The 14,746-nt window shown below is 65.4% G+C and carries 19 protein-coding genes and 1 tRNA gene; 8 read left to right on the top strand and 12 right to left on the bottom strand.

Features of this window, described 5'->3' with window-relative positions; all coding sequences use genetic code 11:
• A tRNA-Val gene (locus ACSH0F_RS11075) sits at window positions 1-76 on the bottom strand.
• A 98-nt stretch (window positions 77-174) separates the two neighbouring features.
• Here ACSH0F_RS11075 and ACSH0F_RS11070 point away from each other — a divergent pair.
• A complete protein-coding gene (locus ACSH0F_RS11070; protein ID WP_435202742.1) occupies window positions 175-1,152 on the top strand; it encodes an asparaginase in 978 nt (325 codons plus the stop codon).
• Window positions 1,153-1,282: 130 nt separating this feature from the next.
• Here ACSH0F_RS11070 and ACSH0F_RS11065 read toward each other — a convergent pair whose 3' ends face one another.
• The 3 genes from ACSH0F_RS11065 to fmt all read right to left on the bottom strand — a co-directional run bounded on the left by ACSH0F_RS11065 (window position 1,283) and on the right by fmt (window position 4,241).
• Window positions 1,283-2,395: a zinc-binding dehydrogenase gene (locus tag ACSH0F_RS11065; protein WP_435202740.1), complete on the bottom strand. Its 1,113-nt coding sequence runs from the start codon at window positions 2,393-2,395 to the stop codon at window positions 1,283-1,285.
• Window positions 2,396-2,476: 81 nt separating this feature from the next.
• Complete coding sequence (gene truA / locus ACSH0F_RS11060; RefSeq protein WP_435203171.1) at window positions 2,477-3,226, bottom strand: tRNA pseudouridine(38-40) synthase TruA; 750 nt, start codon at window positions 3,224-3,226, stop codon at window positions 2,477-2,479.
• Window positions 3,227-3,332: 106 nt separating this feature from the next.
• Window positions 3,333-4,241, bottom strand: coding sequence for a methionyl-tRNA formyltransferase (gene fmt, locus ACSH0F_RS11055; protein WP_435202738.1), 909 nt, complete (start codon window positions 4,239-4,241; stop codon window positions 3,333-3,335).
• A gap of 43 nt (window positions 4,242-4,284) precedes the next feature.
• Here fmt and recR point away from each other — a divergent pair, with 43 nt between their 5' ends.
• Both recR and ACSH0F_RS11045 read left to right on the top strand, forming a co-directional pair.
• Window positions 4,285-4,878, top strand: a complete 594-nt coding sequence (gene recR / locus ACSH0F_RS11050) for a recombination mediator RecR (RefSeq protein WP_435202736.1) — start codon at window positions 4,285-4,287, stop codon at window positions 4,876-4,878.
• A gap of 268 nt (window positions 4,879-5,146) precedes the next feature.
• Complete coding sequence (locus tag ACSH0F_RS11045; RefSeq protein WP_435202734.1) at window positions 5,147-5,713, top strand: peptide deformylase; 567 nt, start codon at window positions 5,147-5,149, stop codon at window positions 5,711-5,713.
• Window positions 5,714-5,991: 278 nt separating this feature from the next.
• Here the strand turns inward: ACSH0F_RS11045 and ACSH0F_RS11040 are convergent, their stop codons facing one another.
• Window positions 5,992-6,390 carry a four-helix bundle copper-binding protein gene (locus ACSH0F_RS11040; protein ID WP_435202732.1) on the bottom strand — a complete coding sequence of 133 codons (399 nt, stop codon included), beginning with the start codon at window positions 6,388-6,390 and terminating at the stop codon, window positions 5,992-5,994.
• 100 nt (window positions 6,391-6,490) lie between these two features.
• On the opposite strand from ACSH0F_RS11040, the gene rmuC reads away from it, so the two are divergent.
• The 5 genes from rmuC to ACSH0F_RS11015 all read left to right on the top strand — a co-directional run bounded on the left by rmuC (window position 6,491) and on the right by ACSH0F_RS11015 (window position 9,395).
• The gene (gene rmuC / locus ACSH0F_RS11035; protein WP_435203169.1) at window positions 6,491-7,942 is read left to right on the top strand and encodes a DNA recombination protein RmuC; all 1,452 of its coding nucleotides are present in this window, start codon (window positions 6,491-6,493) and stop codon (window positions 7,940-7,942) included.
• Between the two features lie 65 nt (window positions 7,943-8,007).
• Complete coding sequence (locus ACSH0F_RS11030) at window positions 8,008-8,292, top strand: GIY-YIG nuclease family protein (RefSeq protein WP_435202730.1); 285 nt, start codon at window positions 8,008-8,010, stop codon at window positions 8,290-8,292.
• Window positions 8,293-8,476: 184 nt separating this feature from the next.
• Window positions 8,477-8,722, top strand: coding sequence for a GIY-YIG nuclease family protein (locus tag ACSH0F_RS11025; protein ID WP_435202728.1), 246 nt, complete (start codon window positions 8,477-8,479; stop codon window positions 8,720-8,722).
• A gap of 224 nt (window positions 8,723-8,946) precedes the next feature.
• A complete protein-coding gene (locus ACSH0F_RS11020; protein WP_435202726.1) occupies window positions 8,947-9,225 on the top strand; it encodes a hypothetical protein in 279 nt (92 codons plus the stop codon).
• Window positions 9,222-9,395, top strand: a complete 174-nt coding sequence (locus ACSH0F_RS11015) for a hypothetical protein (RefSeq protein WP_435202724.1) — start codon at window positions 9,222-9,224, stop codon at window positions 9,393-9,395. The genes ACSH0F_RS11020 and ACSH0F_RS11015 overlap by 4 nt, the downstream gene beginning before the upstream one ends.
• A gap of 50 nt (window positions 9,396-9,445) precedes the next feature.
• Here the strand turns inward: ACSH0F_RS11015 and ACSH0F_RS11010 are convergent, their stop codons facing one another.
• From ACSH0F_RS11010 to ACSH0F_RS10980, 7 genes are all read right to left on the bottom strand, one after another.
• On the bottom strand, window positions 9,446-10,267 hold the full coding sequence (locus ACSH0F_RS11010) for a TrmH family RNA methyltransferase (RefSeq protein WP_435202722.1): 822 nt from the start codon (window positions 10,265-10,267) through the stop codon (window positions 9,446-9,448).
• Window positions 10,268-10,269: 2 nt separating this feature from the next.
• The gene (locus tag ACSH0F_RS11005; protein ID WP_435202720.1) at window positions 10,270-10,548 is read right to left on the bottom strand and encodes an HPr family phosphocarrier protein; all 279 of its coding nucleotides are present in this window, start codon (window positions 10,546-10,548) and stop codon (window positions 10,270-10,272) included.
• Window positions 10,545-10,973, bottom strand: a complete 429-nt coding sequence (locus ACSH0F_RS11000) for a PTS sugar transporter subunit IIA (protein WP_278327334.1) — start codon at window positions 10,971-10,973, stop codon at window positions 10,545-10,547. The genes ACSH0F_RS11005 and ACSH0F_RS11000 overlap by 4 nt, the downstream gene beginning before the upstream one ends.
• A 72-nt stretch (window positions 10,974-11,045) precedes the next feature.
• Window positions 11,046-11,948 carry an RNase adapter RapZ gene (gene rapZ, locus ACSH0F_RS10995; RefSeq protein ID WP_435202718.1) on the bottom strand — a complete coding sequence of 301 codons (903 nt, stop codon included), beginning with the start codon at window positions 11,946-11,948 and terminating at the stop codon, window positions 11,046-11,048.
• A complete protein-coding gene (locus ACSH0F_RS10990; protein WP_435202716.1) occupies window positions 11,945-12,406 on the bottom strand; it encodes an HPr kinase/phosphorylase in 462 nt (153 codons plus the stop codon). Before ACSH0F_RS10990 ends, rapZ begins: the two co-directional genes overlap by 4 nt.
• Window positions 12,403-13,986 carry an ATP-binding protein gene (locus ACSH0F_RS10985; protein WP_435202714.1) on the bottom strand — a complete coding sequence of 528 codons (1,584 nt, stop codon included), beginning with the start codon at window positions 13,984-13,986 and terminating at the stop codon, window positions 12,403-12,405. Before ACSH0F_RS10985 ends, ACSH0F_RS10990 begins: the two co-directional genes overlap by 4 nt.
• Entirely contained in the window at window positions 13,979-14,734 is a 756-nt protein-coding gene (locus tag ACSH0F_RS10980; protein WP_435202712.1) for a response regulator, read from the bottom strand. The genes ACSH0F_RS10985 and ACSH0F_RS10980 overlap by 8 nt, the downstream gene beginning before the upstream one ends.
• Window positions 14,735-14,746: the final 12 nt, after the last annotated feature.

Here is a 14,746-nt window from a genome sequence, read left to right as displayed (position 1 = left end):
TGGTGGGCGATGACAGGCTCGAACTGCCGACCCTCTCGGTGTAAACGAGATGCTCTACCAACTGAGCTAATCGCCCCAACCACGGGTGCCGCCGATGTGGCGGTCCGCTGCACATAGCGTCGCAAATCTTAAAATCAATTGCCGAGATCGCCAATCGGCAGCTAGGCGGCGCGCATGACGACCAGGCTCACCGTTCTCGCCACCGGCGGCACCATCGCCGGGATCGCGGGCAATGCGATCGCGCAGGATTATCGCGCGGGCGAGATCGGGATCGAGGAGTATCTCGAACGCGTGGGCGGACTGGGGCTGGAGGCGGAGCTTTCGGGCCATCAGATCGCCAATATCGATTCGGCGGACATCGGTCCGCAGGTGTGGAACCCGCTTCACCGCGCAACCATGGAGGCACTGAACGATCCGGATTGTTCGGGCGTGATCGTGACCCATGGCACCGATACGCTGGAGGAAACCGCGTTCCTGCTTGACCTGACGTTGCCCTCCAACAAGCCGGTGGTCGTCGTCGGAGCGATGCGCCCCGCCGACGCGGTCGGCTACGACGGGCTGCGGAATTTCGCCAACGCCGTTCGCGTGGCCTGCGACGCGAATGCAGCAGGCCGCGGCACGCTGGTGGTGATGGGGGACCGCGTCTTCGCCGCGCGCGACGTGCGCAAGGTTCGCACGCGCGGCTCCGAAGCGTTTCGCGGTTTTCCGCGCGAATCGATTGCTCTGGTCACACCCGGCACGCTTGAATGGTTCGGTGCGCCGTGGGGTGACCGCAAGGAGGCGCGTTTGGCGTGGTGCGACGCTTTGCCGGAGGTGCCAGTCGTCTATGTCCACGCCGGGCAAAATGCCGACGCAGTGAAGTGCCAGCTCGGTGAGAACATACGCGGCGTCGTCGTCGCGGGTGTGGGCGAGGGCAATATGCCAGAGCCCGTGCGTCAGGCGCTGATCCAGGTTGCAGCGTCAGGCGTCGCCGTGGTCCGCGCGAGCCGCGCCGACGAAGGGCTGGTCGATCGCGAGCCGGAGGACGATGCCAACAGCTTCGTCGCCGCCCGCGCGCTCAATCCGCAGAAGGCACGCATCCTCCTGCAATTGTTGCTGGCGAGCGGCGAGACCGATCCCGCCGCCCTCCAGCGCGCCTTCGACGGGCGGTAGCTTCGCGCGACACCCCAATTCCGTTCGGGCTGAGCTTGTCGAAGCCCCGTATTTTTCTACGAGCGCTGAGCCGGAAGTGAAGGACAGCCCTTCGACAGGCTCAGGGCGAACGGATTGATATTCTGGTTCCCTACCCGTTCGGCGTCACCAGATACTTCTCGCCGGTCTTCATCTGGCGATAGTCTAGGATCGCGTCCTTGGTCAGCATGCCTTCGAGATCGACCTTGGTCTTGTAGCTGCTGGCGAAGGTGGTCGTCAGGTTGTCGAGCACGCGCTTGCGCATGCGGCCGACGGTTTCCATGCCCGCAGTCTGCAGGAACGGTGTCAGGAGCCAGCCCGAAAGTGTCCAGCCGAAGCCGTAGCTCGGCGTCAGCGTGGTCGGTCCGAAGTCGAGGCGACCGTAAATGAACATGCGCTTCTGCTGGTTGGAGCCATAGCGCGAATATTCGGTCATCTTGCCGACCGCGACCTGCTCCATCGCCTTGAAGCAATGATCGACCATCTTGCCGCCGCCGATGGGATCGAAGCCGTAGAAGGCGTCGGTCTCGTCGATCGCGGATTTGAGCTGATCCATGAAATCGTCGTCCGACGAGTTCACCACATGGCTCGCACCCAGCCCCTTCAGCAGCTCGACCTGATCGCCTTTGCGCACGATGTTGACGAGGCCGAGGCCGTCTTCCTGGCAGATCTTGACCAGCATCTGGCCGAGGTTCGACGCGCCGACCGTGTGGAGTATCGATTTCGCGCCGTCCATCTTCGCATTCTCGGCGAAGCCCAGCGCGGTCATCGGGTTGACGAAGCTCGATGCGCCGTCCTCCGCGCTGTGATCGCCCAGCGGCAGGCACATGGCGGCATCGGCGATGGCGTATTCGGAATAGGCGCTGCCCGGAACGCAGGCGACGCGCTGACCCATCAGCCCCTTGGCCATGTCGCTATCGCCCGTGGCGACGACCGTGCCTGCGCCCTCATTGCCTGCCGGCAGACGCTGGCCGTGGCGCGCCTTCTGGCCACTGTTGAACGGTTCCGGCATGGTGGCGACGACCTTGCCCGGCGAATAGTCGGCATTCTCGAAATCGGCGGCACCGGTCAGGATCGCAAGATCCGAAGGGTTGATCGGCGCGGCCTCCATCCTGACGAGAACCTGGTTGCCCGTCGGATCGGGGAAGGTCGTGTCCTCCAGCTCAAGAGTGAGCGTGCCGTCGCTCGTCAGCGTGGTGAAAAGCTGCTTACCGGTATAGGCCATCCTTGTCCCTTTCGTTGCATCGTGAAACGTGTCTCCGACCCGCTACGCTTGCCAATCCGGCTTGGCTAGGGTGCCGCAACGTCAAGCATCGTCGGGATAGGTCGCCTCGACGAAGTAGAGGCCGTGCGGCGGAGCGTTGAGGCCGAGCGCCTGGCGGTCTTTCGCTTCCAGCGCCCCGGCCACCTGTTCCTCGCGCCAGCGGCCCATGCCGACCAGCGCGAGACAGCCGACCATGCTGCGCACCTGGTGGTGGAGGAAGCTGCGCGCGGCGGCGTGGATGCGGACCTCTTCGCCCTCTCGCTCGACATCCAGCCGGTCGAGCGTCTTGACCGGACTGTCCGACTGGCAATGGACCGAGCGGAAGGTGGTGAAATCGTGCAGGCCCACCAGCGCCTGCGCCGCGCGGTGCATTGCCTCGTGATCCAGCGGCGTGCCGACCTGCCACAGCCGATCCTTTTTCAGCGTCAGCGGTGCGCGGCGATTGGCGATGCGGTAGACATAGCTGCGGCCCGTGCAGGAGAAGCGGGCATGCCAGTCGTCGGGTACGATCTCGCAATGGGTCACCGCAATCGGATCGGGCCGCAGGTGCGCGTTGAGCGCTTCCATCAGGCGGAAAGGCGCGATCTCCTTGGCGATATCCATATGGCTGCGCATGGCGAGCGCGTGGACGCCGGTATCGGTGCGGCCAGCGCTGTGGAGGCGCACGTCCTCTCCCAGAATGCGGAAGGCGGCTTCCTCCACCGCCTGTTGCACGCTCGGCCCGTCTTTCTGGCGCTGGAGGCCGAAGAACGGCGTGCCGTCGAATTCGAGGGTGAGCGCGAAGCGGGTCATCGGCGCATCGGTAGGCGCATGGCCCTCGACAGGCTCAGGCCGAGCGGATTTGGGATTGGGCACAAGGCCCGCTCATGCTGAGCCTGTCGAAGCACACGCGCCGACATCAGCCCAGCACGCTGCCTTGGAGCACCGCATTGCCGCGCAGGAAAGTGTCGAGGTCCATTTTCGGCTTGCCCGCGCGCTGCAGTTCGACCGGGCGGATCGCGCCTTCGTTGCATGCAATGGCAAGCCGGTCGTCGATCACTTCGCCGGGAGCGCCGCTGCCTTCGGCAATCTCCGCTCGCAGCAGTTTGACCCTCTGGCCATCGAGTTCGAACCACGCACCGGGGAAGGGCGAGAGCCCATGCACGTGCCGCACCACGTCTCCAGCAGGGCGGTCCCAATCGATCCGCGCTTCCGCCTTGTCGATCTTGGCGGCATAGGTCGCTTGCGTGTCGTCCTGCTCCAGCGGATGCAACGCCTCCAGGTCGATCAGCGTGCCGACCATCAGTTGCGCGCCGTTCTCGGCCAGTTCCTCGGTCAGTTCGCCGGTGGTTTTGTCCTTGGTCGGGGTGCGCGCCATCGTCAGCATGGGGCCGGTGTCGAGCCCCGCCTCCATCTGCATGATGGTAACGCCGGTCACCGGATCGCCCGCCATCACTGCGCGGTGGATCGGCGCGGCCCCGCGCCAGCGCGGCAAAATGGAGGCGTGGACGTTGAGGCAGCCATGCTTCGGCGCGTCGAGAATGGCTTGCGGCAGGATCAGTCCGTAGGCGGCGACCACCGCCACGTCGGCCTCCAGCGCCGCGAAGGCTTTCTGCTCCTCGGCAGATTTCAGCGATTTGGGATGCCGGACTTCGATCCCGAGATCGTCGGCCCGCTGGTGCACCGGCGTGCGCGTCAGCTCCTTACCACGCCGCCCGCCGGGCCGCGGCGGCTGGGTGTAGACGCACACCACCTCATGCGCCGCATCGACCAGCGCCTGCAGCGTCGGCACGGCGAAATCCGGGCTTCCCATGAAGATAATGCGCATTGCGGCCTTTCTCTGTCTCGCCCGCGCCCCTATCTGTGGCGCGATGGCATCGCAAGAGATCGAAACCCTCGCATCGGCGCTGGCCCGCCTGCCCGGTCTCGGCCCGCGCAGTGCGCGGCGGGCGGTGCTGTGGCTGGTCAAGCGTCGCGAGACGGCGCTGCCGGCCCTGCTCGACGCACTGGCCACCGTTGGCGAGGCGCTGGTCGAGTGCGAGACCTGCGGCAATGTCGACACGCGCAACCCCTGCGCCATCTGCGCCGATCCGCGCCGCGACATGAAGAGCCTGTGCGTGGTGGAGGACGTGTCCGACCTGTGGGCGCTCGACCGCGCGAAACTGTTTACCGGGCGCTACCATGTGCTCGGCGGCAAGCTGTCGGCGCTGGACGGCGTGCGGCCCGAGGATCTCAACATCGCCAGCCTGATGGCGCGCGTCGAAGAGGGCGGGGTGGACGAAATCGTCCTCGCCATGAACGCTACGCTGGAGGGGCAGACGACGGCGCACTATCTCGCCGAGCGGCTGGAGGTCTACCCTGTGCGGATTACGCAGCTGGCGCACGGCCTGCCCGTTGGAGGGGAGCTGGATTACCTCGACGAGGGCACCTTGGCGCAGGCCTTGCGAGCGCGACGGCCTGTTTGATATTCTGTCTGCGTGCGGGCCAGACATCCGTCCGGCCCTTGCGGCGGCACCAGCCCACGCCCCCACCCGGCCACCCACGGCACGGTATTTTATGGGTGGCCGGGTGGGGGCGTGGGCTGGTGCCGCAAGCTATCGACGGATGTCGATAGCGCACCCAACAAAGACTCCGGGAGGGGGAGCGGGACGGAACAGCTAGCCTTCGACGGATGTCGAAGGCGCACCTAACGAACAATTGAACAATCGCGCGCGCGCGCCTATCTGACCTCCCATGGCTATCCGTGAAATTCTCGAAGTGCCGGATCCCCGGCTCAAGGTCGTGTCCGAACCCGTCACCGAGTTCGACGATGAGTTGAAGACGCTCGTCTCCGACATGTTCGAAACCATGTACGATGCCCCCGGCATCGGGCTTGCGGCGATCCAGGTCGGCGTGCCCAAGCGGGTGCTGGTGATCGACTTGCAGCCCGAAGATACCGAGGCCGAGGGCGAGGTCTGCAATCACGGCGGTCACGAACACGTGCATTATCCGGTCAAGAAAGAGCCGCGCGTCTTCATCAACCCGGAAATCCTCGATCCTGCGGACGAGCTGGCGACGTATCAGGAGGGCTGCCTTTCGGTCCCCGACATCTTCGCCGATGTCGATCGCCCGGCCACCTGCCGCGTGCGCTACCAGGATCTCGAAGGCGAGACCCACGAAGAGGACCTCGACGGGCTCATGGCCACGTGCATCCAGCACGAAATGGACCATCTCGAGGGCATCCTGTTCATCGACCACCTCAGCCGCCTCAAGCGCAACATGGCGCTCAAAAAGCTGAAGAAGCTGCGCGAAGCGGCGTAATTTGCTTGGCCTCAAGCGCCGGCGGCCGCGGCCGCGGCCTTAGGCTATCCTCGCTCACGCGACCTGAAGGTCACATCGCTGCGGGCGGCCGGTCGGCCTTGCCTCACCTTCGGTTCGGTTCTCTAGGAGAGGATAGGTCGCGCCTCAAAATCAAGGCTCGCCCCTCCTAGAGCACCGGGCCGGCGGAGGCCCGGCAAGGGCGACCGCCCGCCCGCAGCGGGCGCGGCTTGCCGCGCGTCTAGCGAGGACGAACCCGCGGATGCGGGTTCGCAATACAATTAGGCTACTTCCAGCATCGCATCGCGCGCTTTCACGCAGTCCTCGACCACTTCGTGGCACATCCGCGCGCAGCGCTGGCAGTGCGGGTTGTCGTGCTTGTCGCATTCCTCGGCGCAGACCTTGCAGGCGAGGATGCAGGCTTCGAGCAGCGACTTGATCACCGCCGTATTGCCATGAGTCCGCCGCGCCGCGACCGTGCTGACGGCCTGGCAGATGTCCGACGCGTCGGAGCACTTGCGGATGCATTCGGACATGTCGCCCTCTTCCGCATTGCAGGCATCGACGCAGCTGCTGGCTATCGCCGCGCAATACATCGCGTGCTTCACCGCTTCGCCAAGTTCCTCGGTATAGTCGGCACCCACGGCGGGGTGGTCCTGGATCATTTCCTTGATCGACATAGAATATCTCCTCTTTGCATGAGGAGCGCGCGGCTGTGGGGATAGTTCCGGGCAGGTCTTTTCCGCAAGTCCCGTTCCAGCTATGTTCCGGCGCATGGATATGACCGTTCTCATCGTCGCCGTCGCCGCCCTCCTGATCGGGGTGGCGCTCGGCTGGTTCGCCGGATCGCGACCGGCAGCCGACTGGAAAGCGCGCCATGGCGAGCGTGATGCCGAGGCCAAGGAACTGGACGAGAAGTTCCGCCGCGCCATCGTGGAGCTGGAGAATGCGACCGTGCGCGCGGCCCGCGCCGATGCGCTCGACGGCGAATTGCGCGAAACCCGCACGGCGCATGAAACGGCGCTCGATGCCCTGCGGCGCGACAATGTCGCGCTCGGGTCCGAACTGGCGACGCTGAAGGAAAAGACCGCCAATTTCGACGAGCAGAAACGCCTGCTGGTCGAGGCGCGCGAGGAATTGCTCAAGGAATTCCAGAACACCGGCACCGCTGTGTTGTCGAAGGCACAGGAAGATTTCCTCAAGCGCGCGAACGAGCGTTTCGGCCACTCCGAAAAGACCAGCGAGGAAAAGCTGCGCGCTCTGCTCGATCCGGTGGGTAAGCGGCTGGAGGCTTACGAGAAGCAGGTCGCCGCGCTGGAGGAAAAGCGCACCGATGCCTTCGGGCGGCTCTACCAACAGATCACCGAGATGCAGCGCGGGCAGGAAGAGGTCCGGCGCGAGGCGCAGCGGCTCGGAAACAGCCTGACCAACGCCCCCAAGGCCCGCGGCCGCTGGGGCGAGCGGGCGCTGCAGAACGTGCTCGAGCAATGCGGATTGTCGGAGCATACCGATTTCGATCTCGAACATTCGATCGAGACCGAGGAAGGGCGGCTGCGCCCCGATGCGGTGGTGCATGTGCCGGGGCAGAAGAAGCTCGTGATCGATGCCAAGGTCTCGCTCAACGCATACCAGGCCGCGTTCGAAGCGGATGACGACGACGAGCGCGGGCGGCATCTAGACCTGCATGCGAAATCGATGCGCAACCACGTCCAGACGCTCGGCAGCAAGAGCTACCAGAGCCAGTTCGACGACACGCCCGACTATGTGGTGATGTTCGTCCCCGGCGAACATTTCGTCGCCGCCGCGCTGGAGCACGATCCGGAGTTGTGGGACTTCGCCTTCCGCAACAAGGTGCTGCTGGCGACGCCCACCAACCTCGTCGCCATCGCGCGCACCGTGGCGCAGGTCTGGCGGCAGGACACGATCGCGCAGGAAGCGGTGGAGATCGGCAAGGCCGGGGCGGAGCTTTACGACCGCCTCGCCGTCGCCGCCGAACACATGAAGCGCGTTGGTGGCGGGCTGGAGACGGCGGTCAACAATTACAACAAGTTCGTCGGCAGTTTCGAACGCAACGTGCTGACTTCGGGCAGGCGCCTCGCCGAACGCGGCATCGAAATCGGCAAGCGCGAGATCGAGGAAGTGCCGAAGGTGGAGGCGACCCCGCGCTACAATGCGGAAGACGCCGCGCAGATCGAGGACGGCACCGGCGAAGGGCGCGAAGCGGCGGAGTGAGCAACTCCTCTATCGTCATCCCAGCGCAAGCTGGGATCGCTCACCTCCTGGCCGGACATTAGCGGATGAGCGGCTGGGTCTATCTCATGACCAACAAGCCGCGCGGCGTGCTTTACATCGGCGTCACCTCCGACCTCCCCTTCCGCATCCAGCAACACCGTACAGGCAAAGGCTCCACTTTCTGCCGACGCTACGGTTTGGACCGACTGGTGCACGAGGAGGAGTACGAAGACATCACCGACGCCATCGCACGTGAGAAGGCGATGAAGGCGTGGAAGCGTGAGTGGAAGATCGAACTGATCGAGCAGGCGAACCCGGACTGGAGCGACCTGTTCGAGCGGCTCGCCTGACCGAGAGCGATCCCAGCTTTCAACCTACGGTTGTGCTTCGCAACCGCTGGGACGACGATTATGCTGAGTTGATGGGCGTCGGCTTTCGATTTTTATGCAGAGGCAAGCACTACTTCGCCCTTGCCCAACCTTCCCGCTCAGCCTGAGCTTGTCGAAGGCCACGCGCCAACCCTAGAAGCAATGCATGACCTTCTTCACGTACCTGCTGCGCTGCAATGATGACAGCTATTACGTTGGGCACACCGAGGATCTGGAAAACCGCATGGCGCAACATCGATCCGGGATGCTGGGCGGATACACCGCTGGCCGGCTGCCGGTATCGTTTGAATGGTCGCAGGACTTTCCCACGCGCAACGAGGCTTTCGACGCCGAGCGACAAATCAAGGGCTGGAGCAGGGCGAAGAAGCAGGCGCTAATTGCAGGTGACTGAGAAAGGATTTCGGCGCTTGCCCGAACTCGCCAACAGTAGTGGTGCTTGGAGCAAGCGAAAGCGCGTGGCCTTCGACAAACTCAGGCTGAGCGGGATTGGGCTTCTCGTCACGCCATAATGTCAGAAATTCACGAAATAGTCTGCGATCCACCCGCTATCCGCGACTGAACGACCTGCGGCCAACCCACTTTCCCACACGCCACCAATCTGCTTCATCCTCGCGGATGCCGAAAGCGCTCGCCCATCGTCTCCGCCGCAAGCCGCCGTTCTTTCATCCCGTCCTGCTGCGTTCGCGCGAGGACGGGTGGAGCGTTGTGCGGCAGTGCGAGTTTCTCGCGCAGCTCTACCTGACCGGCTCGGTCGCCGCGGCGGCGCGCAATGTCGGCATGTCGCGGGCCTCGGCCTATCGCTTGCGTGAGCGGGCCGGCATGCCTGGGATGCGGTGTTTACGCCGCCGGGATCGGGGCGGCTCGCCGGGCCTACCATCGACTGGCGGAAGGTGACACATCAAGCGCTGGTCAGCCGGGTCGAGTGGGGCCTGATGCAGCCTGTACTCCATCAGGGCCGCATGACCGCGATCCGCCGGAAAGCCGACAATTCCGCGCTTTTGCGGCTGCTGCGCCGCACCGATGCGGGCTCTACCCGGGCGCAAAATTGTGAGGCAGGCAAGTGACGGCGCAGTTTTTCAGAACACCCCCTTCAGTAGTCCATGTCGGTGGTGGCTCAGCCCTCCAGCCCCGCCAACACCTCATACCCCAGCACAGCCGCCGCGACCGCGGCATTGAGGCTGTCGGCGCGGCCTTTCATCGGCATGGTCACGCGCAAGTCGCAGGCCATCTCGTACTGCTCCGGCAGGCCGCGGCTTTCGTTGCCGACCATGACGAAGCAGGGCGCGGCATAGGGCGCGCCGCGATAAGGCTGAGCCTCGCGCAGGCTGGCGGCGACGAGCTGGCCTGCCCCGTCGCGCAGCCAGCTTTCGAACCCGCTCCACTCGGCACGAGCGATGCATTGCGTGAACACCGCGCCCATGCTGGCTCGCACGGCCTCGACGCTGAAGGGGTCGGCGCAATCGTCGATCAGGATCAGCCCGCCCGCGCCGATCGCGTCGCCGGTGCGCAGCATGGTGCCGAGATTGCCCGGGTCCCTGAGAGCCTGGGCGACCAGCCAGATGTCGGCGCGGCTGCGGTCGAGGTTCGCCAGCGAGGTGTCGAACTCCGCAAACACGCCCGCGACGGCCTGCGGATTGTCCTTGCCGGTGATCTTGGAGAGGATGTCGGGGGAGGTCTCGATCACCTCGCCGCCCGCCGCCGCGACTGCCGCTTCCAGCTCTGCCAGCAGCGGGTGCGGATCGCGGCCCGTCGCCAGCACCAGCACTTCGGGCAAATGCCCGCACTCGCGCGCATCGGTCAGCAGGCGCAGCCCCTCGGCGAGGAACTTGCCTGCAGCCTTGCGATGCTTCTTCTCGCGCAGCGCCCGCAGCGCCTTGACGGTAGGGTTGGAAAAGCCGGTGATTACGCGGCGCGTGTGGGTGTCGTCGGGAGCCATGGTCACGGCTCCCCGAAACCATCCTCGATCATCGCGGAGAGGGTGCCCATCGCCGCCTCGCTGCCGTCGCCGGTCACAATCAGCTCGATCGTGTCGCCCTTGGCCGCGCCGAGCATCATGAGGCCGAGAATGGAGCCGCCCGCCGCCTCGTTCTCGCCCTTGGCGACGCGGACCTGGCAGCCTTCGGGCAGTTCGGCGACCGCACCGACGAACTTGGCGCTCGCGCGTGCATGCAGCCCGCGCTGGTTGACGACAGTGAGGGTGCGGCGCAGCTCGCTCAAGAGGTGGCAGCCTTCGCGCTGTCGAGATCCTGGCCGAGGAACTCGCTCGCCACCGTGATGTAGTTGCGGCCCGCGGTCTGCGCCGCGTGCACCGCATCGACCACGCCCATGCTCTTGCGCGCTCCGGCAAGGCGGATGAGCATCGGCAGGTTGATGCCCGCGATCACCTCGATCCGGCCCGTGTCGAGCAGTGAGATGGCGAGGTTGGAAGGCGTGCCGCCGAACAGGTCGGTGAGGATTATGGCCCCGTCGCCCGTGTCCACCTTGGCGATGGCATCGGCAATGTCCTGGCGGCGACGCTCCATATCGTCGTTGGGACCGATGCAGATGGTCGCCACACCCTCCTGCTTGCCCACCACGTGCTCCATCGCGTCGATGAAGTGCTCGGCCAAATTGCCGTGGGTGACGAGAATCATGCCAATCATGCGTGGGCGTATCCGAATAATTACCCTTGGAAGGTTACGTGCCGGGTCCTGAACCATCAATGGCCGCGGGAATCAACGCCGTTCGAGCGGATCGGCGGGCCGGCTCCCCAGATTGCGATGGATGACGGTGGGCGAAAACCCTTCGGCGCGCAAGACCTCCGCCGCCCGCTCGGCGCTGTAGACGGAGCGGTGTCTCCCTCCGGTACAGCCGAAGGCGATGTTGAGATAGCTGCGGTCCTGTGCGGCGTAGCGGGGCAGCAATTCGCGCAGCAGGTCGGCGATGCGGGCGAAGGCCGGTTCGAAGGCGGGATCGGCTTCGATATGCGCGGCTACCTCGGCCTCCAGTCCGGTCTTCTCGCGCAGGCCCTCGACCCAGTGCGGGTTGTCGACAAAGCGCATGTCGAACAGCAGGTCCGCCAGGGGCGGCGTCCCGCGGGCGAAGCCGAAGCTGGAGATGGTGACGGTCATCTCGCGCTCGGCACTGCTGGCGAATTGCTCGCGCACTTCCTGTTGCAGCTGGTTGGTGGAGAAGTCGCTGGTGTCGATGACGATGTCGGCCCAGCGCCGCAGCGGCTCCAGCAGCTCGCGCTCGGCCTTGATCCCGTCGAGTACGGGACGGCCGCGCGCCATGGGGTGCGGGCGGCGGGTCTCGTTGTAGCGCCGCTCCAGCTCGCCGCCGGCGCAGTCGATGAACAGCGTCGTCACCTCGACATCGCCGCGAGCCGCCAGCTGCTTGCACATCGCGATGATCTCGGTGGGGACGAAGCCACGCGTGCGCGAATCGAAGCCGATGGCGAGCTGGCTGCCCTCGTCCTCATTGCCGAGCAGCCCGCCAAGCAGGCGCACGGGGAAGTTGTCGATTGCCTCCCAGCCGATGTCTTCCAGCACCTGCAACGCCGTTGACTTGCCCGCGCCCGAAAGGCCGGTGACGAGCAGCACGCGCTGGCGCGGGGAAGGGGGGGAATCGGCAGTCATTGCGCGAGCCTTGTCGCTGCTTGCGCTTCGCTTGGAAAGGGCAGGCCGTGCTTTGCCAGCGCATATTCGGCGCGCAGGGCCTGTGTCGCATCACCCGGAGCGAAGGGCAGCACCGGCACGGACATATCGGCCATCTCCCGCGTCGGGACATCCATCGGAAAGCGCGGGGCATCGGCATCGAGCTGAAGGATGAGGGCCACCGACGCCCGCGTCGTCGGCAATTCCACGAGGCCGACATTGGGAACCTCGATCAGCCCGATGGTGTTCGGGGGGGGCGCGGCTATCAATGTGCCGCCTTGCTGCACGAGCTCGATCGCGTCGTCGCCTATAAGCACCGCGCCGCGGTCGATGAGTGCAAGTGCGAGCGAGGACTTGCCGAGGCCCGGTGCCCCCTCGATCAGCAGCGCCCGCCCGTCGATGGCGACACCTGTGACATTCGCGAGAACCCTTTCGCTCATCGCCGTGCGGGTAAGCCGAACACCAGGCTGGCGCCCGGCTCGCCGTCCTGCCGCGAGGTCGCGACCAGCGTGCCATCATGCGCCTCCGCGATCGTCCGCGCGATAGCGAGGCCGAGGCCGGAATGCTTGCCGAAATCCTCGCCCTCGGGCCGGTCGGAATGGAAGCGCTGGAATACCTTCTCGCGCTTTTCCTCAGGGATTCCGGGGCCTTCGTCGCAGATGGTCAGGGTGATCCAGCCATCCTGTCGCTTCAGTACAGCATCGATCCGGCCCCTCGGCGGGGAGAAAGACACGGCATTATCGAGCAGATTGTCGATCACTCGCTCCAGCCGCACCGGCACGCCTGCGACGACCAGCGGCTCCTCGGGCATTGCCAGCGCAATCGTGCGGCCCTCGTTCTCTTCGCGCTCCTCGCGGCTGGCGACGATGTTCGACAGGAGTTGCTTGAGGTCGACCGTCTCGAACTCGGCGCGCGACATTTCTGCGTCGATCCGGCTGGCATCGGAAATTTCCGTGACCAGCCGGTCGATCCGCTGGACGTCGTGCGTCGCGATGTCGAGCAATTGCGCGCGCAGTTGCGGGTCCTCGACCTTGGCGAGCGACTCTGTCGCGCTGCGCAGCGAGGCAAGCGGGTTCTTGATCTCGTGCGCGACGTCGGCGGCGAAGCTTTCGACCGCGTCGATCCGCTGGCGCAGGGCCCCAGTCATGTCCGAGAACGAGCGGGCAAGCATACCGATCTCGTCTCGCCGGTCGGGCAGGCGTGGCACCTCGACCTGCCGGTCGCGGCCTTGTCTGACGCGGACGGCGGCCTGCACCAGTTCGCGCAAGGGGCGCACGATGGTGCGGGCGAGGAACAGCGACAGCAGTGTCGAGACGAGCAGCGCCAGCAGCACGACGGCGAGCACGGTAGAGCGTGCCGCGCGCACGCTTTCGGTGATGTCCACCGGATTGCGAGTCAGCAGCAGTGTATCGCCATCCAGTCCGACGGGCGCGGCGGCATTGATGACATGTGTGCCGTCGGGTGCATCGCGCAACACGATCTGGGTCAGGCCTTCCTCGCGTGCCCGAACCAGTTCCGGCCAGCCGGACGCGTCGTCGGTGGCAGGTTCGACATAGTCGGGCAGGGCCGGCGCGCCGACGATCCGGTCGAACCCGCGGTCGAGGCGCAGGGCGAGATCGGTCTGATCGACCTCGGACGGCTCGGGGAGGTCGAAACTTGGTGGGGCGAGGGCGAAACTATCCGACTCTAGATTGCCGTCCGGGCCGTAGACCCTGAGGCGCAGGCGCTGCTCCTTGCCGATCTGGATCAGCAGCGCTTCCTGTCGCTGGACCGTAGCACCGGCGAGAGCTTCTGCAGTAATTTGCGCTTCGACCAGTGCAAGCTTGAACCGCTCGTCGAGCAGTTGCTTGCGGTAAGCATCGAGATAGAGAACCCCGCCGCCCAGGAGGACCAACGGCAATACGTTGACGAACAGGATGCGGCTGGTGAGCGACAGGCGATGCGACCAGCGCAATTGGCCGAACCGGTCGCTGCGCAGTGCACTGGCTCTGTCGGACTCTCCGGGTCGCTGATCAGCCATCGCTGAAGCTGTAGCCGGCGCCGTAGAGCGTTTCGATGGCCGAGAATTCGGGATCGACCCGGCGGAACTTGCGCCGCATGCGCTTGATGTGGCTGTCCACAGTGCGATCGTCGACGAAGACGTCGTCGGGGTAGGCGGCGTCCATCAGCTGGTTGCGACTCTTGATGACGCCCGGCCGCACGGCGAGCGCCTCGAGCAGCAGGAATTCGGTGACGGTGAGCGAGACCGGCCGGTCTTCCCAAGTCACATGATGGCGCGCTGGGTCCATGTGCAAGCGGCCGCGGTCGATCTTCTCGGAGGTGTCGGCTGGCACCGCGTCGCTCATCACCAGAGGTCGGCGCGCATCGCTGCGGCGCAGGATCGCGTGGATGCGCGCGAGTAGCAGGCGCAGGCTGAAGGGCTTGGCGATATAGTCGTCCGCGCCCATCTGCAGGCCGGCGGCTTCGTCCGCCTCGTCATCCTTGCTGGTCAGGAAAATCACTGGCAGGGCGGATTCCTCGCGCAGGCGGCGCAGCAATTCCATGCCGTCCATCTTGGGCATCTTGATGTCGAAGATCGCAAGGTCGGGCGGATTGTTGAGCAGGGCTCCCAGCGCCGCCTCCCCGTCAGAATAGAGCCGCGTGGCGAACCCTTCCGCCTGCAGCGCGATCGACACCGTGGTGAGGATGTTGCGGTCGTCGTCGACGAGCGCGATCACGCGCTGGTCGGGGTCCTGCGGGTTCGCACCTTGGATCGCATCGCTGTTCATGCCTTGGTGCCT

The sequence above is a fragment of the Qipengyuania sp. 902 genome (genome assembly GCF_051195295.1).
In the GTDB taxonomy this organism is placed as follows: Bacteria; Pseudomonadota; Alphaproteobacteria; order Sphingomonadales; family Sphingomonadaceae; genus Qipengyuania.
The sequence above is the reverse complement of the archived record's forward strand: the minus strand, read 5'-3'. Positions and strand labels throughout refer to the sequence as shown.

What these genes read in the sequence shown, in the direction of transcription:
- ACSH0F_RS11070 (WP_435202742.1), top strand. Translation starts at nt 175, where the DNA reads ATGACGACCAGGCTCACCGTTCTCGCCACCGGCGGCACCATCGCCGGG.
- ACSH0F_RS11010 (WP_435202722.1), bottom strand. Translation starts at nt 10,267, where the DNA reads ATGGCTCCCGACGACACCCACACGCGCCGCGTAATCACCGGCTTTTCC.
- ACSH0F_RS11040 (WP_435202732.1), bottom strand. Translation starts at nt 6,390, where the DNA reads ATGTCGATCAAGGAAATGATCCAGGACCACCCCGCCGTGGGTGCCGAC.
- rmuC (WP_435203169.1), top strand. Translation starts at nt 6,491, where the DNA reads ATGACCGTTCTCATCGTCGCCGTCGCCGCCCTCCTGATCGGGGTGGCG.
- rapZ (WP_435202718.1), bottom strand. Translation starts at nt 11,948, where the DNA reads ATGACTGCCGATTCCCCCCCTTCCCCGCGCCAGCGCGTGCTGCTCGTC.
- ACSH0F_RS11020 (WP_435202726.1), top strand. Translation starts at nt 8,947, where the DNA reads ATGCCGAAAGCGCTCGCCCATCGTCTCCGCCGCAAGCCGCCGTTCTTT.
- ACSH0F_RS11025 (WP_435202728.1), top strand. Translation starts at nt 8,477, where the DNA reads ATGACCTTCTTCACGTACCTGCTGCGCTGCAATGATGACAGCTATTAC.
- ACSH0F_RS10990 (WP_435202716.1), bottom strand. Translation starts at nt 12,406, where the DNA reads ATGAGCGAAAGGGTTCTCGCGAATGTCACAGGTGTCGCCATCGACGGG.
- ACSH0F_RS11065 (WP_435202740.1), bottom strand. Translation starts at nt 2,395, where the DNA reads ATGGCCTATACCGGTAAGCAGCTTTTCACCACGCTGACGAGCGACGGC.
- ACSH0F_RS11000 (WP_278327334.1), bottom strand. Translation starts at nt 10,973, where the DNA reads ATGATTGGCATGATTCTCGTCACCCACGGCAATTTGGCCGAGCACTTC.
- ACSH0F_RS10980 (WP_435202712.1), bottom strand. Translation starts at nt 14,734, where the DNA reads ATGAACAGCGATGCGATCCAAGGTGCGAACCCGCAGGACCCCGACCAG.
- ACSH0F_RS11030 (WP_435202730.1), top strand. Translation starts at nt 8,008, where the DNA reads ATGAGCGGCTGGGTCTATCTCATGACCAACAAGCCGCGCGGCGTGCTT.
- ACSH0F_RS10985 (WP_435202714.1), bottom strand. Translation starts at nt 13,986, where the DNA reads ATGGCTGATCAGCGACCCGGAGAGTCCGACAGAGCCAGTGCACTGCGC.
- truA (WP_435203171.1), bottom strand. Translation starts at nt 3,226, where the DNA reads ATGACCCGCTTCGCGCTCACCCTCGAATTCGACGGCACGCCGTTCTTC.
- recR (WP_435202736.1), top strand. Translation starts at nt 4,285, where the DNA reads ATGGCATCGCAAGAGATCGAAACCCTCGCATCGGCGCTGGCCCGCCTG.
- ACSH0F_RS11045 (WP_435202734.1), top strand. Translation starts at nt 5,147, where the DNA reads ATGGCTATCCGTGAAATTCTCGAAGTGCCGGATCCCCGGCTCAAGGTC.
- fmt (WP_435202738.1), bottom strand. Translation starts at nt 4,241, where the DNA reads ATGCGCATTATCTTCATGGGAAGCCCGGATTTCGCCGTGCCGACGCTG.